We start from the raw sequence: 18,433 nt of genomic DNA on the forward strand, positions 1-18,433 counted from the left end.
GGGCTTCACTTGCAGTGCTGCGAGCCTTACACTCACGATGCGTTTCGCCGGGGGCCCCAAGTGCTGTGGAAGGTGCTGGGGTCTTCGTCATTTTTGGAACCTCCCCGAACGAAGGCGGCTCCAGAGATAAAGGAGGGCGGCCATCATTGCGCAGCCTCCTTCCCTTGAGCATCACGCCAGGCGATCAGCTCAGCACCATCGAGAACGGTGCAGCGAGGGCTTAAGCGCTTGGGCTGTGGAAAGTCCTTGCGCTCCTTGATCCACCGCCAAAGGGTAGCGGTTCCAATGCCGAGGAGTTCGGCGGCTTGCTTGGGTCGATATGACCGCGCTTGCAGTTGATGCATCTGGGGCTCCAGTTAGTCCCGATTCGTCCAACGACGCCGGGGTGGAGAGATGCTCGTTTTTGCGTCCTCAACTGAAAACTGGTCTAAAGCTGATTAGACCGGTCAATGTGGTTCACTGAGACGCCATCAGAAAGCTGGAACTTGGGAGCCGCTATGGGGAGAGTGGGGGCTATGCGAGCAAAGGCTTCGCATACTCATCCAACTTGTCGAAGTAAGGCTGCATTGACCCTTGTTGAACAGACATCGCCATCAGATGGCCTGCAGCAATCAACCCAAGAGCGCCCGCTACGCCAAGCGCATCAGAGATTTCCTCTTCAGAGTAATTGCCTCCTAGTCGTCCTGGACTGTGTCGGCGGGAAACTTGATGGAAGCCCGTATGCGTGAAGCCATTGAGCGCTTTCCAAGCGCTCGCCTTGAACTGCGACATAACTCCGGATGGAGTACCGATCTCCGCTTCGTACTCGTTAATCAGATCCGCGAAGTGCTTATGGAACTTGCCCAGCTTGAAGTCTGCTAGCTGCTCTTCAGTAGCGCAAGCCTGTAGCCAGACACCTCGAACGAAAGCCTCGGCGACACTGCGGAGCAGTGCAAATGCAGAACCGTGCAATGAAGCGCCAGTCAGCAAGGCGATCGCAGCTTGGTGCTCAATGGCAACGTCTAGGCAACCGATCGTGAGCATTGTTCTGTCATCTGTCGGGAAAGCCAACCCACGGGTGTTGTCCTCTATCCACCTGACCAACTGAACAAGTCTCTCGTGCTCATGAGCTAAACGTGCTTCTAGGCTTATAGAGATCACGAGACTTCCTTGAAGGTCAAACGCATGGCGGGGATTGAACTGGATATGCGGACCAATACACGAGGGTCGATCACCGGCTTCGCAGGTCGCGTTCTTTTAGGCGTGAATGTGGTGGCGAACTCTCCAAGTGCCTTAGCAACTCCGAGCAACCGATTGCGCCCCTCTGCGGTACTGAAAAGATCTTCAGGGGGATCGACGTAGGGGAATGGACCGTTCAGACGAAACGCAGCCCAAATATGCGCAACGGGTGCGAATGCCTCGAAACAATCACGCAAGGTTTGCTCCGCCCGCTTCAGTGGGGTCTTGTCGCCGTACTTCGGCCCAAGAGAGAAGGCTTGATACTCCTTTAGAGCTTTTCCAAGGCTGGGCTCGTCGAGCCCGCGTTGATGCATCTGATAGATCAGGTGCAGCAGGTCTCCGGCGACTGTTCCTTGCTTTACAGCCTCAGCCTGCAAATGCGCAATTTCTGAGCGACTTGGTCCATGCAGAAGGCGCTTCATGGTGTCGGCTCTCACCTGGAGCAGCTCGCCTTCATCGGCAATCTGCGCAAGTGTGTTAACCACCTCAAACCGCTCTAAGTGCATCTTGCGCAGTACTTGGTCTCGTGGGTAGTACATCCACGCCGTGATGCGCGCGACATCTCTTCCGTCTCCGAGCAACTGAATTTCGTTCACTCGCACCCCTTCTCGGTACCCTTCAACGGGTGCCCCAGCAGGCTGGTGAAGGTCCACCGCTCTTCGGTTCGCGGGCCTAGCTGGGGCTCACTCAAGATCTCAGTTCCTCACCGAGGATTGCTTGGCTGCCGAGATCACGCTCTTCGCTTCCTTCATCGGGGATTTCGATAAGCGACGTTCAATCTCGACAAGCTCGAACACCTTGAGTGCATCCAGAACTTGCCTGCGCGTCTTTGGCGCGACCTCACTTTGAGCAAGCCATTCAGGACTGTTGAACCATTGCTCAACGGCCCATCTCCCTCCACTGATCTTAATCGCCGATTCGCAATACGAAACGATCGAAGCAGGAAGCTCAGCGAGCAATGCAGAACTAGCTGCAGCAGCGTCGGCCTCTCGCTTCTGCCGTTCTCTCTCTCGAAGATTCACCTCCTCAGCGCTCATGTTGAGCACTACACGAAGACGGCCATCGCCCTTTTGGAAGATCCGAATGTAGCCAGGTGCGAAGTGCACTGAACCATCGAAGCAAACACCACGCGGTCGCAGCGATACCGAATTTTTCGGTTGCCCTGGCTGACCAGGCAGCAAGTGCATAGGGACGATCCCGGCAGATACGACTGCCTCGCGAGTACCAACGAACACCCACCTGTTTCCTTCCTCGATCCTTGAGAGCCCGTTGCCTAGTTTGATCTCTTCTGGGGGGTCATAGAAGCGTCCTTTCGATTTGCTCTCTGGACGGTAGACCTGATTACTCTGAGGCTCAGCCATGGGCGTTCTCCTTTTTCAACGTGTTGGCTGTAACGAACTCCAGCGCGGTCCTGTCGCTCTTGGCTAGGTTGCAGGCTGGACATGAGGCGAAGAGATTGCTGATCTCGTCAAGACCACCGAGCGCCCGTGGTAGTGCGTGCTCGACATGCCACTTTCCGTCCAAATTGAGCGGCGTTGAGCAGTAGTGACAGCGTCCGTTGCAACGGTTGAACACCTCCATCCTGCGCCGCGACACTTGGCGCTCTCGCACCGGAGGCTGTTCAAATGCCTCCCGGGGCCAGAGGTCTTGCTGCTCGCCTGACATGGCTGCGGCTTCTCGCTCAGCTCGCCCGAGAAGCTCCGTGGCTTGCAGGAGGCGTCGCGCTGCAGACAGTGCTTCGACCTTGTCCCCGGCAATGCTCAAGACAACACCAGGGCCAGGCTCAATCACCAGAAACTGCAGGACGTGCAGCCCCCTGTCCACAACGGGTAGCGTCGCCAGAGCGTACCGGCCACGGCCAAACACCCCCCCATAGATGGGGCGGTGCAGCATCGCGCTCGTGGCCATACCCTAGACAAAGTCGAGTTGATCGACTGCTGCCGCGGCTTTGTCTTGTGCCAAGATCAATAGCGAGAGCAGCCGGGAATTGGGACTCGTCATGCCAAGCTTGGTATCTACGAGATTTCCACCCCCTTCTGCGAGGTCAAAGGCGGCGTGTATCAGCGCAAGTGTTTGGAATAGTTCGTCCTTGCATTTGCCGGCCGACTCTCTCGCCTGTTCCAGCTCCTCCGCTGCATCCTTCACAATGTCACGAGCCATGTTGCACCTCCTGTGTGCTTCGTGGTCAGGGGCTGGCTCGTGCTCCACCACTTGCCAGCCCCGACTTTTGCCCTGCATGGACCGCCGCAGGGCTTAGCGGATCGCAACCACCTTTCCCTCGATCTGGGGCTTTGTCGTGCAGTACGTCGCCCACATATCCATCAGGCGACGGCGCTTCTCAAACACATCCGAGCGCAAGTAAGCGGCCTCGGTCTTGTCGCCCACCGCGTGAGCCATGGCGCGCTCAGTAACCTCCCTCGGGAAGTTCGTTCGCTCCACCGTCCAATCCCTGAACGTCGAGCGAAAGCCGTGGGGCACTCCATTGCCCTGCATGTCCTTCATGAGCTTGCTGAGTGCCATGTCGGACAAAGGAGCGAGCTTGCGCGGAGAAGGAAAGATCAGGTCCGTACCGGCCGTCTTCCCCACCTTATCCAGCAGCTTGAGCGCGGCAGGCGAAAGAGGAACTCTGTGGCTGACACCGGCCTTCATCCGCTGCTTCGATCCCTCTGTGTCCTCGCCAGGAATGAGCCAAGTCTTGGTCTGCAAGTCAATCTCAGACCAGCTCGCATGTCGCACGTTGTGCGATCGGACATTGGTCAGAATCAGGAACTCAAGTGCCCGAGCTGAGGTGCCCTCGTGAGCCTGCAGGCGCTGAAAGAAGGCTGGCAGTTCGGGGACAGGTACCGCCTTGAAATGCGAACTCTTGGCGATCTTCTTTGCCGCAGGTAGCAGCGTGGATAGGTTGCCCTTCCACCTGGCGGGGTTCACGCCCTCGCGCAGGCCGATAGTGGTGGCCGAGTCGAGCACTGTTTCAATCCGCCCCCGAAGGCGACTCGCCGTTTCAGTCTTGGTGTGCCATATCGGCTTGAGGATGCGTAGCACGTGTTCAATGGTCACATCCCGCACCCAGAGGTCGCCAATCACTGGGTATGCGTAGTTCTCAAGCGTGCTAGACCACTGTGCCTCATGCTTATCGTTCTTCCAAGAACCACGGTGAGCGGTGATGTAGTCCTCAGCACAGCGCTTAAAGGTCACATCCTTGGCTCGACTTGCGGCAAGGTCACGGCGACGGGCCTTCTTTTCGTCGATTGGGTCCACCCCGTTACGGATCTGGCTGCGCGCTTCAATGGCACGTGAGCGCGCCTGAGCCAGGGGAACATCCGGAAATCCCCCAAGCCCCATCTTGCGTCGCTTGTTCCCGATCACAGCGCGCAGCACCCAGCTCTTCGCCCCGGTCTCGCTGACCTGAAGCGCTAGACCAGCGACCCCTCCCACGAAGTGAAGCCCCGGTTCTAAGATGCGCTTCACTTCAAGCGGGCCGAGTTCCTTTGCTTTCTTTGGCATCGTCCGCCTTTGCACCAAAAAACGTACCATCCGTAACGAGATTGCACGATACGTCATGACCCTATGCGGGTCAACACCTCTCCCTGTACAGAGTGGAAGTGTTCTGGTTTTGATATCTCCTGAGACTTCTTAAATCCTATTCATGGCGGACACCGTCTCCGCCAGATGCGAGGGGCGATCGTCCGCCTGACACCATGCTTGGGCTCCGTCAACTGCACCGCAGCTCTCCTCGCTACACCGGCCTGGCCGTGCTGCTGGCCATTGCGGCCCTGCCCGTCGCCATCGCGCTCGCCATCGACACCCGCCTGTACCAGGGCATTCCGGTGTGGATCAAGCCGCTGAAGTTCCTGCTGTCGTTCGTGCTGTACCTGCTCACGCTGGCCTGGGCGTCGCGCCATGCCGCGGCGGCCGTCACGTCGCGGCCCTGGTGGCACTGGCACGAACGCGCCGTCGTGCTGGCGGTGCTGGCCGAAGTGGCCTGGATCGCGGGCGCTGCGGCGCTGGGCACCGGCTCGCACTTCAACGTCACCAGCCTGCCCACCGGGGTGCTGTACGGCACCATGGGCTTCGCGGCGGTGGTGCTCACGTCGGCCACCGCGACCATGGCCTTTGCGGTCGCGCGGGCGCGCGGGCCCGGTCTTTCACCCGCGCTGCGCGCCGGCGTGGTGTGGGGCCTGGGCCTCACCCTGCCGCTGACGCTGCTGACGGCCGGCACGCTGGCGGCGCAAGCCAACCATTGGGTCGGCGGCACACCCAGCGACGCGGCGGGCCTGTGGCCGATGGGCTGGTCGCGCGACGGGGGCGACCTGCGCGTGCCGCACTTCTTCGCGACGCACGCGATGCAGGGCGTACCGGCCCTGGCCTGGCTGATCGCGCGCTGGCGCGGACCCGCCGCGGTCGGCAGGGTGCGGGCTGCCGCCGTGCTGTACACGGCCTTCGTGCTCCACACCTTCGTGCAGGCGCTGGGCGGCCAGCCCTTTGCGGCCATGATCGGCGGGATCGCGCGGGGCTGAGTTCAGCGCGCCGGCTGGAACATGAACGCGGGCAGCCGCGCTTCAATGCCCGCGTGGACGGGCAATAAAAAAGGGCTGCCCTCGGGTGGCCAAAAAAAAAGGGCCACCCTCGGGCAGCCCTTCAAATCCATACCTTGGAGGAGACAACACAACAGCCGGGCACGCCCGGCCGATGCTCAGTTGACGCTGGTGGCGGCGGGGGCCTGCACCACGGCGTTGCCTTGCACGGCGCGTTGGCCGGCCAGGCGGATCTGTTCGTTCTGCGCGGCGGTCGGCACCGGCAGGATTTCGCCTTGTGCCACCAGGCCCAGGCGGTAGGCTTCGGCGGCCTCGGCCTGCACTTGCGCGCGGCTCAGGCCGCTGGCCACCACGGTGGCTTGGGCTTGCGAGGGGCTGGCTTCGCCGCGGGCGATCACGTCGGCCTTGTAGGCGGGGGCCACCTGGGCCTGCACCTCGGCGCGGGTCAGTTGCGACTGGAAGTTGAAGACTTCGTTGCCTTGCAGCGGGCCTTCGGCGAAGGCGGCACCGGCGGTCAGGGCGAAGGCGATGGGCAGAAGAGCGGCTTTCATGGGAATTCCTTTGGAGACGACAGTTGGAGGGGAGGAGACACCAGATGCCGTTTGTTTCCCGGCATGGACAGAACTTTAAAAACCGGGTCTGTCATCTTCCGAACGCCAGAATTACGGATCGGTAACCCAGCGCCCGCGCACTTTCCGTGACAATTTCGCATGGCGCGAAGTGCGCGCCGCCCCACGCTGCTGCCACCCTGACATGCGCATCCTGGTCATCGAAGACGAAGCCAAACTGGCCGATTACGTCAAACGGGGTCTGACGGAAGACGGCTACACCGTCGACGTCGCGCGCGACGGCATCGAGGGCCGCTACCTGGCCACCGAGGGCGACTACCAGCTCATCGTGCTGGACATCATGCTGCCCGGCGTCGACGGCTTCGGCGTGCTCGCGGCACTGCGCGAGAAGCGCAACACCCCCGTGCTCATGCTCACCGCGCGCGACCTGGTGGAAGACCGCGTGCGCGGCCTGCAGGCCGGCGCCGACGACTACCTGGTCAAGCCCTTCGCGTTCTCCGAACTGCTGGCCCGCGTGGCCGCGCTGCTGCGCCGCGGCCCGGCCAGCAGCGAGGGGAGCAACACCAAGCTCACCATCAGCAACCTCGAGATGGACCTGATCGGCCGCAAAGCCTGGCGCGACGGCCAGCGGCTCGAGCTCACGGCCAAGGAGTTCTCGCTGCTGGCGCTGCTGGCGCGGCGCAAGGGCCAGATCCTCTCGCGCACCACGCTCGCCGAGCAGGTGTGGGACATGAACTTCGACTCCGACACCAACGTGGTCGAGGTGGCGATCCGCCGCCTGCGCGCCAAGATGGACGATCCCTTCCGGCCCAAGCTGCTGCACAACGTGCGCGGCATGGGCTACGTGCTGGAGGACCGCACGGCATGAACACCCAAACCCTGAACACGCCGCTGCCCGCGGCCGCGCCCGCGGCAGAAGGCAGCGGCGCCGCCGCCCCCACGGCCTGCGTCTACTCGATCGGCAAGCGGCTGTCGCTGCTGCTCGCGCTGCAGACCATCATCGGCCTGGGCGTGCTGCTGGCCAGCATCTACTTCGCCACCTTCATGCTCTTCAAGAGCAAGCAGGAAGAGCACCTGCGCGGCTACGCGGCGGTGCTGGTGGACGTGCTCAAGACCGCCGACGCCGAGGGCGGCGAGCGCGCCATGGCGAACAAGCTCGCCTGGCTCGGCGAGCGCCAGCCCGGCACTTTCGTGCAGATGCTGCGGGCCGACGGCACCGAGCTCTACCGCGACCCTTCGCCCACCTTCGACCCGCAGCGCGCGCCTTCGCGCGAGCTGCGCTTCGCGGTGCCGCGCGCAGGCGGCGGCGAGCCGCTGCAGGGCCGCGTGGTGCTCGATTGCACCAGCGACGCGCAACACGGCCGGCGCATGGCGCTGCTGCTGATCGGCGCCACGCTGGCCGGCGGCGCCTTCGTGGCCTGGGCCACCTTCTGGCGCGTGCGTTGCAGCCTGCGCCCGCTGGCCGACCTCGCCGCACAAACGCGCGCCATCGACGCGAGCCGCCCCAACCAGCGCCTGTCGCTGCCCGTGCCCATCGAAGAGCTGCAGCCGCTGATCGAGCAGTTCAACGGCCTCATGCAGCGCGTGGAGCGCACCTACGTGCAGCTCGAAGGCTTCAACGCGGACGTGGCGCACGAGCTGCGCACGCCGCTGGCCAACCTCATCGGCCACACCGAGGTGGCGCTGAGCCGCGAGCGCAGCGTGGCCGAGCTCGAAGAGGTGCTGCTGTCCAACCTCGAAGAGCTGCAGCGCATGGCGGGCATCGTCAACGACATGCTGTTCCTGGCCCAGGCCGACCGCGGCGTGAAGGCGCGGCGCGGTGCGCCCGTGAGCCTGGCCGAGCTGGTGCGCCAGGTGGTGGAGTTTCACGAAGCGCCCATGGAAGAGGCCGGGCTGGGCATCGACATCGAGGGCGATGCCATGCTCTCGGTGGACGAGCCCCTGCTCAAGCGCGCGCTGTCCAACCTGCTGGGCAACGCCATCCGCTACGCCGACCCGGGCTCGCGCCTGTGCGTGCGCATCCTGCGCGAGGGCGACCACGGCGCGCGGCTGTGGGTGGAAAACACCGGCCCCGAGATCGAGGCCGCGCACCTGCCGCGCCTGTTCGACCGCTTCTTCCGCAGCGACGCCTCGCGCTGCGAACTCGAAAAGCCGCACCACGGCCTGGGTCTGTCCATCGTGGCCGCCATCGCGCGCATGCACGACGGCGCGGCCGCGGCCGAATCGGGCGGCGGCCGCACGCGCGTGGGCTTCAGCGTCACCGCGCCGGCCTGAGGCCGCGCCCGGGCGCTCGGCGTGATCCTGTTCACGCCGCGGGGGCCCGCCCGTCGGACGGGCCTCAATGGCGCCGGCCGGCGGCCGATGCGCCAGACACAAGGACGTGTCGGCGCTTGTGCCGCCGACGCACAAGACCATGCCGACCGCCACCGCCGCTCCGCCAGGCCACCCGCTGCTGCTGCTGCTGGACCTGGTGGGCGCGCCTTTGCTGCTGTTCCACGCCGACGGCCAGGTGGCGTTCGCCAACCAGGCGGCCAAGGCCTTGTCGAGCCGGCCCGCGCTGGCGCTGCCCGGTGACCCGCAGGTGAAGGCGCTGGTGCGCGACATCGGACAGGGCCAGGCGCGCAGCGACACCCGCCTCTCGGTCGAGGTGCATGCCGACCAGGGCGCCCAGACCCTGGTCTGCGAATGCGCGCCGCGCCCCATCGCCGGCCTGGTGGCCATGCACATCGTGGCCCAGCCGCTGCCAGGGGCAGCGCCCGCCCCGGCCCCCACGGACCCCGCCCGAACCGACCTGCCGCGCGTGATGGCGCTGCTGCGCGACGAACTGCGGCCCGCCATGCAGGCGGTGCTGGACACGCCCGCTGGCGAACCGCGCGATGCCGCGGTGCGCGCGCTCGACGACAAGCTGCAGCGCCTGGGCGACCTGGTCGACGTGTTCGGCGACGAGGTGATGGTGGACGAGGAACGCGTGCTGATGCCGCAGTTGCTCGACGAGGCCGCGCGCGAGATCGCGCCCGCGCTCGAGGCCGCGCACGTGGTGCTGCAGCCCGAAGGCGCGCGCGACGACCTGCCCCCGGTGTACGGCAGCCGCCGCCTGCTGCGGCGCGCGCTGACCGAATGCCTGCGCAACGCGGCCGACCACGCACGCGGCCAGGTGCCACTGAGCCAGCCGGTGGCGGTGCGCGTGAGCTTCCAGGCCAACGGCGCGCACCTGCAGGTGGCCTTGCGCAACGCCGGCGGCGTGGCCGCCCCGGCCCTGAAACAGCAGGCGCAGCGCCCGCTGCAGGCCGTGGCAGGCGTGCCCGATGCGCAGCGCATCGGATTGCCGCTGGTGCAGCGCATCGTGGAGCGCCACGGCGGACGGCTGCGCATCGACGAAGAAGGCGGCGAGCTGCTGGTGCGGGTCGACCTGCCCACGGGCGCGCCGCTGCGCAACCACCACCAGCTGGACCTGCTGCAGGCCCAGATCTACGCCGAAGACCTCTCGCGCCTGCTGGCGCGGCAACGACCACGCCCCAAGGCCCCCGCATGACGCACCGCATCCTCATCGTCGACGACCAGCCCGACATCCGCAAACTGGTCAACCTGACGCTGCAGCACCTCGAAGACGCCGAGCTGCACGAGGCCGACAACGGCATGGACGGCTGGCAGATGGCGCGCCGCCTGCGGCCCGACCTGGTGCTGCTCGACGTGATGATGCCCGGCGAGCTCGACGGCTTCCAGGTGTGCGAGAAGATCAAGAAGGACCCGGAGCTCGGCCCGGGCACCCGCATCATCCTGCTCACGGCGCGCGCGCAGAAGGAAGACCTCGAGCTCGGCGAGCGCGTGGCCTGCGATGCCTACCTCACCAAGGCGTTCAGCCCGCTCAAGCTGCTCGACCTGGTGGACGACCTGCTGAGTCGCCATGGCTGAAGCGACGCAGGCCAGCCTGCGGGCCATTCTCGACACGGCGGCCGACGCCATCATCGGCGCGTCGGACGAGGCCCGCGTGGTCAGCGTCAATCCCGCGGCCGAGCGCATGTTCGGCCGGCCTTCGGCCGAGTTGCTGGGCCTGGCCCTGGGCGAGCTGCTGCCCGGCCTGGACACCGAGCGGCTGCGCGCCACCATGGCCGACAGCATGCTGATGCACAGCACGCAAAGCCGCGTCGGCCAGCTCGAACTGCAGGCCCTGCGCCACGGCGGCACCGCGTTCCCGGTGGAGCTGCTGCTGGGCGAGATCGCCAACGACGCGCACGTGCGCTACACCTGCATCGTGCGCGACCTCACCGAGGCCAAGTTCACCGAGGAGTACCTCGCGCTCTACAGCCGCGCGGTCGACTGCGCGTTGAACGGCATCTGCATCAGCGATGCGCGCAACTACCCGCAGCCGCTGGTGCACGTGAACCCCGCGTTCAGCCGCATCACCGGCTACGCGCCACACGAGGTGCTGGGCCGCGACACCAGCCTGCTCAACGGCGCGCTCACCGATCCGGACGACCTCGCGCTGCTCGCGCGCACGCTGCAGTCGGGCGGTGAGCTGGGCATCACGCTGCTCAACTACCGCAAGGATGGCAGCCCCTTCCACAACAAGCTCTCGGTCTCGCCGGTGCGCGATTCGCAGGGCCGCATCACGCACTACATCCACGTGATCGAGGACGTGTCGGCGCAGATCGAGGTGAAGCAAAAGCTCATCGAGCGCACGGCACGCCTCAACGCCACCTTCGACCTCAGCCCCGACGGCTTCGTGGTGTTCGACGCCAGCGACACCCTGGTGTCGACCAACCCGGCCTTCCAGGCCATGGCCGGTCCGCTGCCGCCCGAGGTGCGCACGCTCGCGGCTTTCGAGCGCTGGTTCGGCGCGCTGTGCGGCGGGGAAACGCCCGCACTCACGGCCGCCGCCACGGGCGCGGCGGCGCCGCGCGTGTTCCAGCTGCAGCAGCCCGCGCTGCGCGTGCTCGAGTGCGAGGTGCGGCGCACCAAGGGGCTGGTGGCGGAGACCTTCCTGTACTTCCGCGACGTGACCCAGCAGCGCGAGGTTGACCGGCTCAAGAGCGAGTTCCTGGCCACCGCCGCGCACGAACTGCGCACGCCGCTGGCGAGCATCCTGGGCTTCACCGAGCTCATGATCCACCGCCGCTACAGCGACGAGAAACGGCTCGACCTGCTGCAGACGGTGCACCGCCAGGGCAAGCTGCTGGCCAACCTGATCCAGGAGCTGCTCGACCTCTCGCGCATCGAAGCGCGCCAGGGCAAGGACTTCCACATCGTGCCCGCACCGCTCACGGACATCGTGCAGGCCGCGATCCAGGACGCGGCGGGCACCGACCTCGCGCGCAGCGTCACCGTGGGCGAGATCCCTGAGGTGCAGGTGCTGGCCGACGCCGCCAAGATCCAGCAGGCGCTGACCAACCTGCTGAGCAACGCCTTCAAGTACTCGCCCGCGGGCGGGCCGGTGGCGCTCACGGCACGCGTGGAAGCCGGCGCCGACGGCGCGGGCGTCGTGGCCATCGAGGTGCGCGACGAGGGCCTGGGCATGACACCGGTGCAACTGCAGCGCGCCTTCGAGCGCTTCTACCGCGCCGACACCTCGGGCAACATCCCGGGCACCGGGCTGGGGCTGAACTTGGTGAAAGAGATCGTGGAGCTGCACGGCGGCACGGTGTCGCTGGACAGCACCTTCGGCCAGGGCACCACGGCCACGCTGCGCCTGCCGCTGGTGGCGCAGCCCGCAGCGGCTTCGCTGTCGGCGGCCTGAGGGCCTGGGCTCAGTCGGGCAAAAAGAGCGACTGCAGGTCGCTCAGGAAATCGAAGCCGCGCTCGCTCGGGCGCACCCAGCCGGCCTCGCGTTCGAGCCAGCCCTTGGCCTGGGCCTCGTCGAGCGCGCGCTGCACGCTCGACAGCGGCAGGCCGGTGTGGGCCATGAAGTCGGCCAGCGCGAAACCCTCGCGCAGGCGCAGCGCGTTGAGCATGTACTCGAAGGGCAGTTGGGCGCGCGGCACCTCGTCCATGGCCGCGAGCGCATCGCCCGCGAGCGCGCGCTCCATGTACAGCCGCGGCTCGCGGATGCGCACCGTGCGCGCCACGCGGTGCGCGAAGCTGAGCTTGCCGTGCGCGCCCGCGCCGATGCCGATGTAATCGCCGAAGCGCCAGTAGTTGAGGTTGTGGCGGCAGGCGTGGCCGGGCTTCGCGTAGGCCGATACCTCGTAGCGCTGCAGGCCGCTCTCGCCGGTGAGCGCGGTGATGCGGTCGAGCATGTCGTAGGCGGTGTCCTCGTCGGGCAGCGCGGGCGGGAACTTGGCGAAGTAGGTGTTGGGCTCGAGCGTGAGGTGGTAGACCGACAGGTGCGGCGGCGCGTACGACAGCGCGGTGCGCAGGTCGGTCTCGAGCTGGGCGAGCGTCTGGCCCGGCAGCGCATACATCAGGTCGAGGTTGAAGGTGTCGAACACCTGCGCGGCCTCGTCGAGCGCGGCGCGCGCCTGGCGGCCGTCGTGCACGCGGCCCAGGGCCTTGAGGTGTTCGTCGTTGAAGCTCTGCACGCCCACCGACAGGCGCGTGACACCGGCCTGGCGGAAGGCGCGGAAGCGGTCCTTCTCGAAGGTGCCGGGGTTGGCTTCGAGCGTGATCTCGGCGTCGGCCTCGAGCGGCAGGCGCGCACGCACGTCGGCGAGCAGGCGGTCGATCGCGTCGGGCGAGAACAGGCTGGGCGTGCCGCCGCCGATGAAAACGCTCACCACCGGCCGGCCCCACACCAGCGGCAGCGTGGCCTCGAGGTCGGCGCGCAGCGCGTCGAGGTAGCGCGCCTCGGGCATGGGCTCGCCAGGCGCGGCGGTGGCGCTCCACTCGTGCGAGTTGAAGTCGCAGTAGGGGCACTTCTTCAGGCACCAGGGCAGGTGGATGTAGAGCGACAGCGGCGGCAGCGCCGTGAGCTGCAGCGTGCCCGGGCGCATCCAGTGGCGCGGGTCGTGCCGCGCGTGGACCTCGCTCATGCCGCGGGCGCGAACCAGCGCTCGCGCATCAGGGCCAGCATGGCGCGTGCGGCCTGGCCACGGTGGCTGTGGTGGTTCTTCACCGCGGGGTCGAGCTGTGCAAAGGTCTGACCCAGCGCGGGGATGAACATCACCGGGTCGAAGCCGAAGCCGTGCTCGCCGATGCGCTCGCGCGCGATCAGGCCGGGCGCTCGGCCCGTGGCCACGAGCGGCTCGGGGTCGTCGGCATGGCGCAGCGCCACCAGCGTGCTCACGAGTGCGGCGCGGCGGTCGTCCACGCCGCGCATCTGCTCGAGCAGCGCGGTCACGTTGTGGTCGTCGCCCTTGGGCAGGCCGTGCTGCGTGGCGTAGTAGGCGGTGTCCACGCCGGGCAGGCCGCCGAAGGCCTCCACGCACAGGCCGGCGTCGTCGGCCAGCGCGGGCAGGCCGCTCAGGCGCGACGCGTGGCGCGCCTTGGCCAGCGCGTTTTCCACGAAGGTGCGGTGCGGCTCGGGCGCTTCGGGAATGCCCAGCTCGGACTGCCGCACGAGCTGCACGCCCAGCGGGGCGAACAGGGCCTGCAGTTCGGCGAGCTTGCCCGCGTTGTTCGACGCCAGGACCAGCTTCATGCGGCCAGCGCGGCCTTCTGCAGGGCCACGAGTTCGGCGATGCCCTTGTCGGCCAGGGCGAGCAGCGCGTCCATCTCGCGGCGCGTGAAGGCCGCGCCTTCGGCCGTGCCCTGCACCTCCACGTAGTGGCCGGCGCCGGTCATCACCACGTTCATGTCGGTGTCGCAGGCCGAGTCTTCCACGTATTCCAGATCGAGCAGCGGCACGCCGCCCAGGATGCCCACGGAGATCGCGGCCACGTGGTCGCGGATGGGCGAGGCGCCGAGCTTGCTGTCGGCGATCAGGCGGTTCACCGCGTCCTGCGCGGCCACGAAGGCGCCCGTGATGGCCGCGGTGCGCGTGCCGCCGTCGGCCTGCAGCACGTCGCAGTCGAGCGAGATGGTGCGCTCGCCAAGCGCCTTGAGGTCGAACACGGCGCGCAGCGAGCGGCCGATCAGGCGCTGGATCTCCTGCGTGCGCCCGCTCTGCTTGCCCTTGGCGGCCTCGCGGTCGCTGCGGGTGTGGGTGGCGCGCGGCAGCATGCCGTATTCGGCCGTGACCCAGCCTTCGCCACTGCCGCGCTTGTGCGGCGGCACTTTTTCTTCGACCGATGCGGTGCACAGCACCTTGGTGTTGCCGAACTCGATGAGCACCGAGCCTTCGGCGTGCATGGTGTAGCCGCGGGTGATGCGCACCGGGCGCAGGGCATCGGCGGCCCGTTGGCCGGGTCGGGAAGCAACCGTCATGGGAAAAACCTCGAGAGAGGAAGCCGAAGGCTCAGGAGTTGCGCGCCGCTGCGGTGCGCTGGATGGCCGCGTTGATCTCGGCGATCGAGCGCTCGATGGCGGCGTCGTCCAGGTCTTCGATGGTGGGGTCGGGTACGCCCGACTGGATGGTGGAGGCGAACACGCCGTCTTCGATGTCGTCGGTGGAGACGCGCGTGCTCTGGTATTCGTCGGCCGTTTCCCATTCCATGGCGAGCACGGTCACGTTGTCGCAGCGCGCGCCGCCGCGGCGCAGCGCGGTCTCGACGAGTTCGGGGATCGCCTGTTCAAGCGGGTGCGCGGCCAGCTCCTTGACGATCTCGTCGTCTTCGACCGTGCCCCAGAGGCCATCGGAGCACAGCAGCACGCGATCGCCCTGCATCAGTTGCACGGGGCCCGAGAGGTCATACACGGGTTTGGCCGGCGAGCCCAGGCAGGTGAACAGGATGTTGCGGTTGATGTGCTCGGTGGCTCGGCCCAGGTGCTGCTGCTGCTCCATGTAGGAGTGATCGCGCGTGCGCGTGAGCAGCTCGCCGTCGCGCACGATGTACAGGCGCGAATCGCCGCAGTGCACCCAGTGGATGTGGCCACGCTCCATCACCGCGGCCACGAGCGTGGTGCGTGGCGTGTCGAGCATGCCCTTCTCGGCGGCGTAGCGGATGATCTGGTGGTGCGCGGCCATGAGCGCGCTCGAGAGGAACTCGGGCACCTCGCGCACCGTGGGGTTGGCGGCCTTCTGGAAGTACGCCGACAGCGTCTGCAGCGCGAGCTGCGCGGCCATGGCGCCTTCGGGGTGGCCCCCCATGCCGTCGGCCAGCACGAACAGGCCGGACTCGCGCGTGTACGCGTAGCCCATGCGGTCTTCGTTGCGTTCGCGGCCGCCCTGGCGGCTGATCTGGTAGACGGAAAACTTCATCGAAACTTGGTGCCCACGTCGGTGGATTTGCGCAGCAGCGACTTCTGCTTGTCCGAGACGATGTTGTCGAACTGCAGGCGCATTTTCTCGGCGACGGTGAGCTTGGTGTAGCTGCGCTCGGTCTCGCGGCTGAGCTCCTTCTGCAGCGCGAACACCGATTGCGGGCGCGACAGCGGATCGAGCGACATGCACCACTCGACGACCTCGATCAGATTGTCGGAGTACACCCCGCGCAGGCGCGACAGCGCGAGCGAGAGGCGGTCTTTCTCGAGGCGCTGCGGCGCGTCGTTGGGCGGGTAGCCCTGCATGCTCGCGTAGATGCAGGCGCCGATGGCGTAGATGTCGGTCCACGGGCCCATGGACGAATCGCGGCGGTACATCTCGGGCGCAGCGAAGCCGGGCGTGTACATGGGGCGGATGAAGTTGCCCTCTTTGCTCAGCACCTCGCGCGCGGCACCGAAGTCGATCAGCACCGCGCGGTTGTCGTCGGTGACGAAGATGTTGGCGGGCTTGATGTCCAGGTGCAGCATCTTGTGCTGGTGCACGATGCGCAGGCCGCGCAGCACCTCGTCATAGAGCGAGCGGATGGTCGATTCGCGGAAGACCTTCTGCTTCTTGAGCTCGCGCGCGGTGATGATGAACTCCTGCAGGGACGAGCCCTCGAGGTAGTTCATGACCATGTAGACGGTTTCGTTCTCGCGGAAGAAGTTGAGCACGCTCACCACCGACTGGTGCGAGATCTGCGCGAGGGCGCGCCCTTCTTCGAAGAAGCTCTTGAGGCCCAGGCGGTAGAGCGAAAGTTTTTCGGGCTGCACCTGCGGCAGCAGCTCGCCGGGCGCGCGCGAGGCCAGCGACGACGGCAGGTATTCCTTGACCGCGACCTGCTGGCCTTCGGTGTCGACCGCGAGGTAGACCACGCCAAAACCGCCGGCAGCGAGTTTGCGAACGATGCGATAGCCGCCGATCACCGTGTCGGGCGGCAAGGGTGCGGGTTTGACCTTTGACATAATTCGATCGGTTTCCGAAACGCCCCGTTTTGGACCTCCAACACCGACCGGCCCAGAGCGATGGCAGTTTACAGCATGACCGGATACGCCACCGCCCAGCAAGGCGGCGCATCCCCACCGGCCGCCCACGATGCGGGACCATCCGTCGGTGTCGAAATCCGCTCGGTCAACAGCCGCTTCCTCGACCTCACCTTCAAGCTGCCCGAAGAGCTTCGCGGCGCCGAGCCCGTGCTGCGCGAACAGCTCACGCAGGCGCTCAAGCGCGGCAAGGTCGAATTGCGCGCCTGGTTCGAGCAGCGCGGCGACGCGGGCACCCGGGCGCCGTCGAGCGCTGAACTGCAGCGCCTGGTGAGCGCCCAGGACGCGATCCGCGCCTGGCTGCCCCAGGCCGCCCCGCTCTCGGTGGCCGAGGTGATCGGCCTGAGCGCGCGCGGCACGCCGCTGCCGGCCGACGCGCAAGACCGCGTGGCCGCCGTCGCGGCGAGCGCCATTGCCCAGCTGATCGAGGCCCGGGCCCGCGAAGGCGCGCGCCTGGCGGGCATGCTGCACGACCGCACGGCCCAGCTGCGCACGCTCGCCCGGGCCGCCGAACCCCTGATTCCCCAGCTCGTGACGCAGCAGCGCCAGCGCTTCCTCGACCGCTGGAACGAAGCCCTGGGCGCCGACGCGAGCGGTGCCGTGGCGAACAGCGAGGTCGCGCGCGACCGGGCCCTGGCTGAGGCCACGGCCTTCGCGATCCGCATCGACGTGGCCGAAGAGCTCACCCGGCTCGCCTCGCACCTCGACGAGATCGACCGCCTGATCCAGCGCGGCGGCGACATCGGCAAGCGGCTCGATTTCCTGATCCAGGAACTGCACCGCGAAGCCAACACCCTGGGCTCGAAGTCCTCGAGCCTGGAGCTCACGCGCATTTCGGTCGACATGAAAGTGCTCATCGAACAGATGCGCGAGCAGGTGCAGAACCTTGAGTGAATCCCCGATGGAATACCCCGGCAACCTGTTCGTCGTCGCCGCGCCCAGCGGCGCCGGCAAGTCCAGCCTCGTGAAGGCGCTGATGGAGCTCGACTCGCGCGTGCAGCCCTCGGTCTCGCACACCACCCGCGCCCCGCGCGGCCAGGAGGTGCACGGCCGCGAGTACTACTTCGTGAGCCAGGACACCTTCGACCAGATGGTGCTCCAGGGCGGCTTCGTGGAATGGGCGCAGGTGCACGGCAACCGCTACGGCACCTCCAAGCAGGCGCTTGAGCAGCGCATCAAGCAAGGCGCCGACGTGATCCTGGAGATCGACTACCAGGGCGCGATCCAGGTCAAGCGCATCTTCCCGAATGCGGTGCTGGTCTTCATCCTGCCCCCGAGCTGGGAAGAGCTGCGCTCGCGCCTGGAGCGCCGCGCCGAAGACAGCGCCGACGTGATCGAGGTGCGGCTGCAGAACGCCGCCAACGAGATGGCCCATGCCAAGGAATTCGACTTCGTTATAATCAACGAGCTTTTCGAACGGGCCTTGTTCGACCTCAAAGCCATCGTTCACGCGCAGCGCCTCAAATACGCGGCCCAGCGCAACGCCCGCAGCGACACCTTCCGGGCCCTCAACATCACCTGAATTTCCGGAGCCCCGCCATGGCACGCATCACCGTTGAAGACTGTCTGGAAAAGATCCCCAACCGCTTCCAGCTCGTGCTGGCCGCGACCTACCGCGCCCGCATGCTGAGCCAGGGCCACTCGCCCAAGATCGAGAGCAAGAACAAGCCGGGCGTGACCGCCCTGCGCGAGATCGCCGAAGGCAAGGTCGGCCTCGAGATGCTCAAGAAAGTGCCGGTCTGAGCGACCCGCGCTCCCGCTGAAAGGCACCGCGACGCGGTGCCTTTTTGTTTG

At 66.6% G+C, this 18,433-nt stretch carries 22 protein-coding genes; 9 read left to right on the plus strand and 13 right to left on the minus strand.

The genetic code is table 11. The features are described from left to right. Nucleotides 1-143: 143 nt before the first annotated feature. From WDZ95_RS07030 to WDZ95_RS07060, 7 genes are all read right to left on the minus strand, one after another. A complete protein-coding gene (locus WDZ95_RS07030; protein ID WP_425777271.1) occupies nt 144-344 on the minus strand; it encodes a helix-turn-helix transcriptional regulator in 201 nt (66 codons plus the stop codon). Between the two features lie 169 nt (nt 345-513). After that, nucleotides 514-1,023 (minus strand): DUF6988 family protein, encoded by a 510-nt coding sequence (locus tag WDZ95_RS07035; RefSeq protein ID WP_425777273.1) that lies wholly within the window; start codon nt 1,021-1,023, stop codon nt 514-516. Between the two features lie 113 nt (nt 1,024-1,136). Beyond that, the gene (locus WDZ95_RS07040; RefSeq protein ID WP_425777275.1) at nt 1,137-1,814 is read right to left on the minus strand and encodes a hypothetical protein; all 678 of its coding nucleotides are present in this window, start codon (nt 1,812-1,814) and stop codon (nt 1,137-1,139) included. A 99-nt stretch (nt 1,815-1,913) separates the two neighbouring features. Then, nucleotides 1,914-2,579: a hypothetical protein gene (locus tag WDZ95_RS07045; RefSeq protein WP_425777277.1), complete on the minus strand. Its 666-nt coding sequence runs from the start codon at nt 2,577-2,579 to the stop codon at nt 1,914-1,916. Continuing rightward, nucleotides 2,572-3,111 carry an HNH endonuclease gene (locus tag WDZ95_RS07050; protein WP_425777279.1) on the minus strand — a complete coding sequence of 180 codons (540 nt, stop codon included), beginning with the start codon at nt 3,109-3,111 and terminating at the stop codon, nt 2,572-2,574. The genes WDZ95_RS07045 and WDZ95_RS07050 overlap by 8 nt, the downstream gene beginning before the upstream one ends. Before the next feature lie 18 nt (nt 3,112-3,129). Then, nucleotides 3,130-3,378: a hypothetical protein gene (locus tag WDZ95_RS07055; protein WP_425777281.1), complete on the minus strand. Its 249-nt coding sequence runs from the start codon at nt 3,376-3,378 to the stop codon at nt 3,130-3,132. A 93-nt stretch (nt 3,379-3,471) separates the two neighbouring features. Further along, a complete protein-coding gene (locus tag WDZ95_RS07060) occupies nt 3,472-4,779 on the minus strand; it encodes a tyrosine-type recombinase/integrase (protein ID WP_425777283.1) in 1,308 nt (435 codons plus the stop codon). Nucleotides 4,780-4,916: 137 nt separating this feature from the next. Between WDZ95_RS07060 and WDZ95_RS07065 the strand changes: the two genes are divergently transcribed. After that, nucleotides 4,917-5,735, plus strand: a complete 819-nt coding sequence (locus WDZ95_RS07065) for a hypothetical protein (RefSeq protein WP_425777284.1) — start codon at nt 4,917-4,919, stop codon at nt 5,733-5,735. A 176-nt stretch (nt 5,736-5,911) separates the two neighbouring features. Here the strand turns inward: WDZ95_RS07065 and WDZ95_RS07070 are convergent, their stop codons facing one another. Then, a complete protein-coding gene (locus tag WDZ95_RS07070) occupies nt 5,912-6,304 on the minus strand; it encodes a DUF4148 domain-containing protein (protein WP_166227284.1) in 393 nt (130 codons plus the stop codon). A gap of 202 nt (nt 6,305-6,506) precedes the next feature. On the opposite strand from WDZ95_RS07070, the gene WDZ95_RS07075 reads away from it, so the two are divergent. From WDZ95_RS07075 to WDZ95_RS07095, 5 genes are all read left to right on the plus strand, one after another. Next, the gene (locus WDZ95_RS07075) at nt 6,507-7,190 is read left to right on the plus strand and encodes a heavy metal response regulator transcription factor (RefSeq protein WP_166227285.1); all 684 of its coding nucleotides are present in this window, start codon (nt 6,507-6,509) and stop codon (nt 7,188-7,190) included. Further along, nucleotides 7,187-8,596, plus strand: coding sequence for a heavy metal sensor histidine kinase (locus WDZ95_RS07080; protein ID WP_287470195.1), 1,410 nt, complete (start codon nt 7,187-7,189; stop codon nt 8,594-8,596). Before WDZ95_RS07075 ends, WDZ95_RS07080 begins: the two co-directional genes overlap by 4 nt. Nucleotides 8,597-8,735: 139 nt before the next feature. Beyond that, nucleotides 8,736-9,854, plus strand: a complete 1,119-nt coding sequence (locus WDZ95_RS07085) for a sensor histidine kinase (protein ID WP_425777287.1) — start codon at nt 8,736-8,738, stop codon at nt 9,852-9,854. Further along, on the plus strand, nt 9,851-10,234 hold the full coding sequence (locus tag WDZ95_RS07090) for a response regulator (RefSeq protein WP_166227288.1): 384 nt from the start codon (nt 9,851-9,853) through the stop codon (nt 10,232-10,234). Before WDZ95_RS07085 ends, WDZ95_RS07090 begins: the two co-directional genes overlap by 4 nt. After that, nucleotides 10,227-12,056 (plus strand): PAS domain S-box protein, encoded by a 1,830-nt coding sequence (locus WDZ95_RS07095; protein WP_425777289.1) that lies wholly within the window; start codon nt 10,227-10,229, stop codon nt 12,054-12,056. The genes WDZ95_RS07090 and WDZ95_RS07095 overlap by 8 nt, the downstream gene beginning before the upstream one ends. 10 nt (nt 12,057-12,066) lie before the next feature. On the opposite strand, the gene hemW is transcribed toward WDZ95_RS07095, so the two are convergent. Genes hemW through WDZ95_RS07120 form a run of 5 tightly spaced genes read right to left on the minus strand, consistent with a single transcriptional unit; the run spans nt 12,067 to nt 16,561 of the window. Further along, on the minus strand, nt 12,067-13,287 hold the full coding sequence (hemW, locus tag WDZ95_RS07100) for a radical SAM family heme chaperone HemW (protein WP_425777291.1): 1,221 nt from the start codon (nt 13,285-13,287) through the stop codon (nt 12,067-12,069). After that, nucleotides 13,284-13,895 carry a non-canonical purine NTP pyrophosphatase gene (locus tag WDZ95_RS07105; protein ID WP_425777293.1) on the minus strand — a complete coding sequence of 204 codons (612 nt, stop codon included), beginning with the start codon at nt 13,893-13,895 and terminating at the stop codon, nt 13,284-13,286. Before WDZ95_RS07105 ends, hemW begins: the two co-directional genes overlap by 4 nt. Further along, nucleotides 13,892-14,620, minus strand: coding sequence for a ribonuclease PH (gene rph / locus WDZ95_RS07110; protein WP_166227292.1), 729 nt, complete (start codon nt 14,618-14,620; stop codon nt 13,892-13,894). Before rph ends, WDZ95_RS07105 begins: the two co-directional genes overlap by 4 nt. 31 nt (nt 14,621-14,651) lie before the next feature. Next, on the minus strand, nt 14,652-15,554 hold the full coding sequence (locus tag WDZ95_RS07115; protein WP_166227293.1) for a PP2C family protein-serine/threonine phosphatase: 903 nt from the start codon (nt 15,552-15,554) through the stop codon (nt 14,652-14,654). Beyond that, nucleotides 15,551-16,561, minus strand: a complete 1,011-nt coding sequence (locus WDZ95_RS07120; protein ID WP_166227294.1) for a serine/threonine protein kinase — start codon at nt 16,559-16,561, stop codon at nt 15,551-15,553. The genes WDZ95_RS07115 and WDZ95_RS07120 overlap by 4 nt, the downstream gene beginning before the upstream one ends. Nucleotides 16,562-16,621: 60 nt before the next feature. Here WDZ95_RS07120 and WDZ95_RS07125 point away from each other — a divergent pair, with 60 nt between their 5' ends. The 3 genes from WDZ95_RS07125 to rpoZ are packed head-to-tail and all read left to right on the plus strand — an operon-like array spanning nt 16,622 to nt 18,382. Further along, nucleotides 16,622-17,533, plus strand: coding sequence for a YicC/YloC family endoribonuclease (locus WDZ95_RS07125; protein ID WP_425777296.1), 912 nt, complete (start codon nt 16,622-16,624; stop codon nt 17,531-17,533). Nucleotides 17,534-17,540: 7 nt separating this feature from the next. After that, nucleotides 17,541-18,161: a guanylate kinase gene (gmk, locus tag WDZ95_RS07130; protein WP_166231206.1), complete on the plus strand. Its 621-nt coding sequence runs from the start codon at nt 17,541-17,543 to the stop codon at nt 18,159-18,161. Between the two features lie 17 nt (nt 18,162-18,178). Further along, complete coding sequence (gene rpoZ / locus WDZ95_RS07135) at nt 18,179-18,382, plus strand: DNA-directed RNA polymerase subunit omega (RefSeq protein ID WP_166227296.1); 204 nt, start codon at nt 18,179-18,181, stop codon at nt 18,380-18,382. Nucleotides 18,383-18,433: the final 51 nt, after the last annotated feature.

This window comes from Hydrogenophaga sp. T2, assembly GCF_049843535.1.
GTDB classification, from domain to species: Bacteria; Pseudomonadota; Gammaproteobacteria; order Burkholderiales; family Burkholderiaceae_C; genus Hydrogenophaga; species Hydrogenophaga crocea.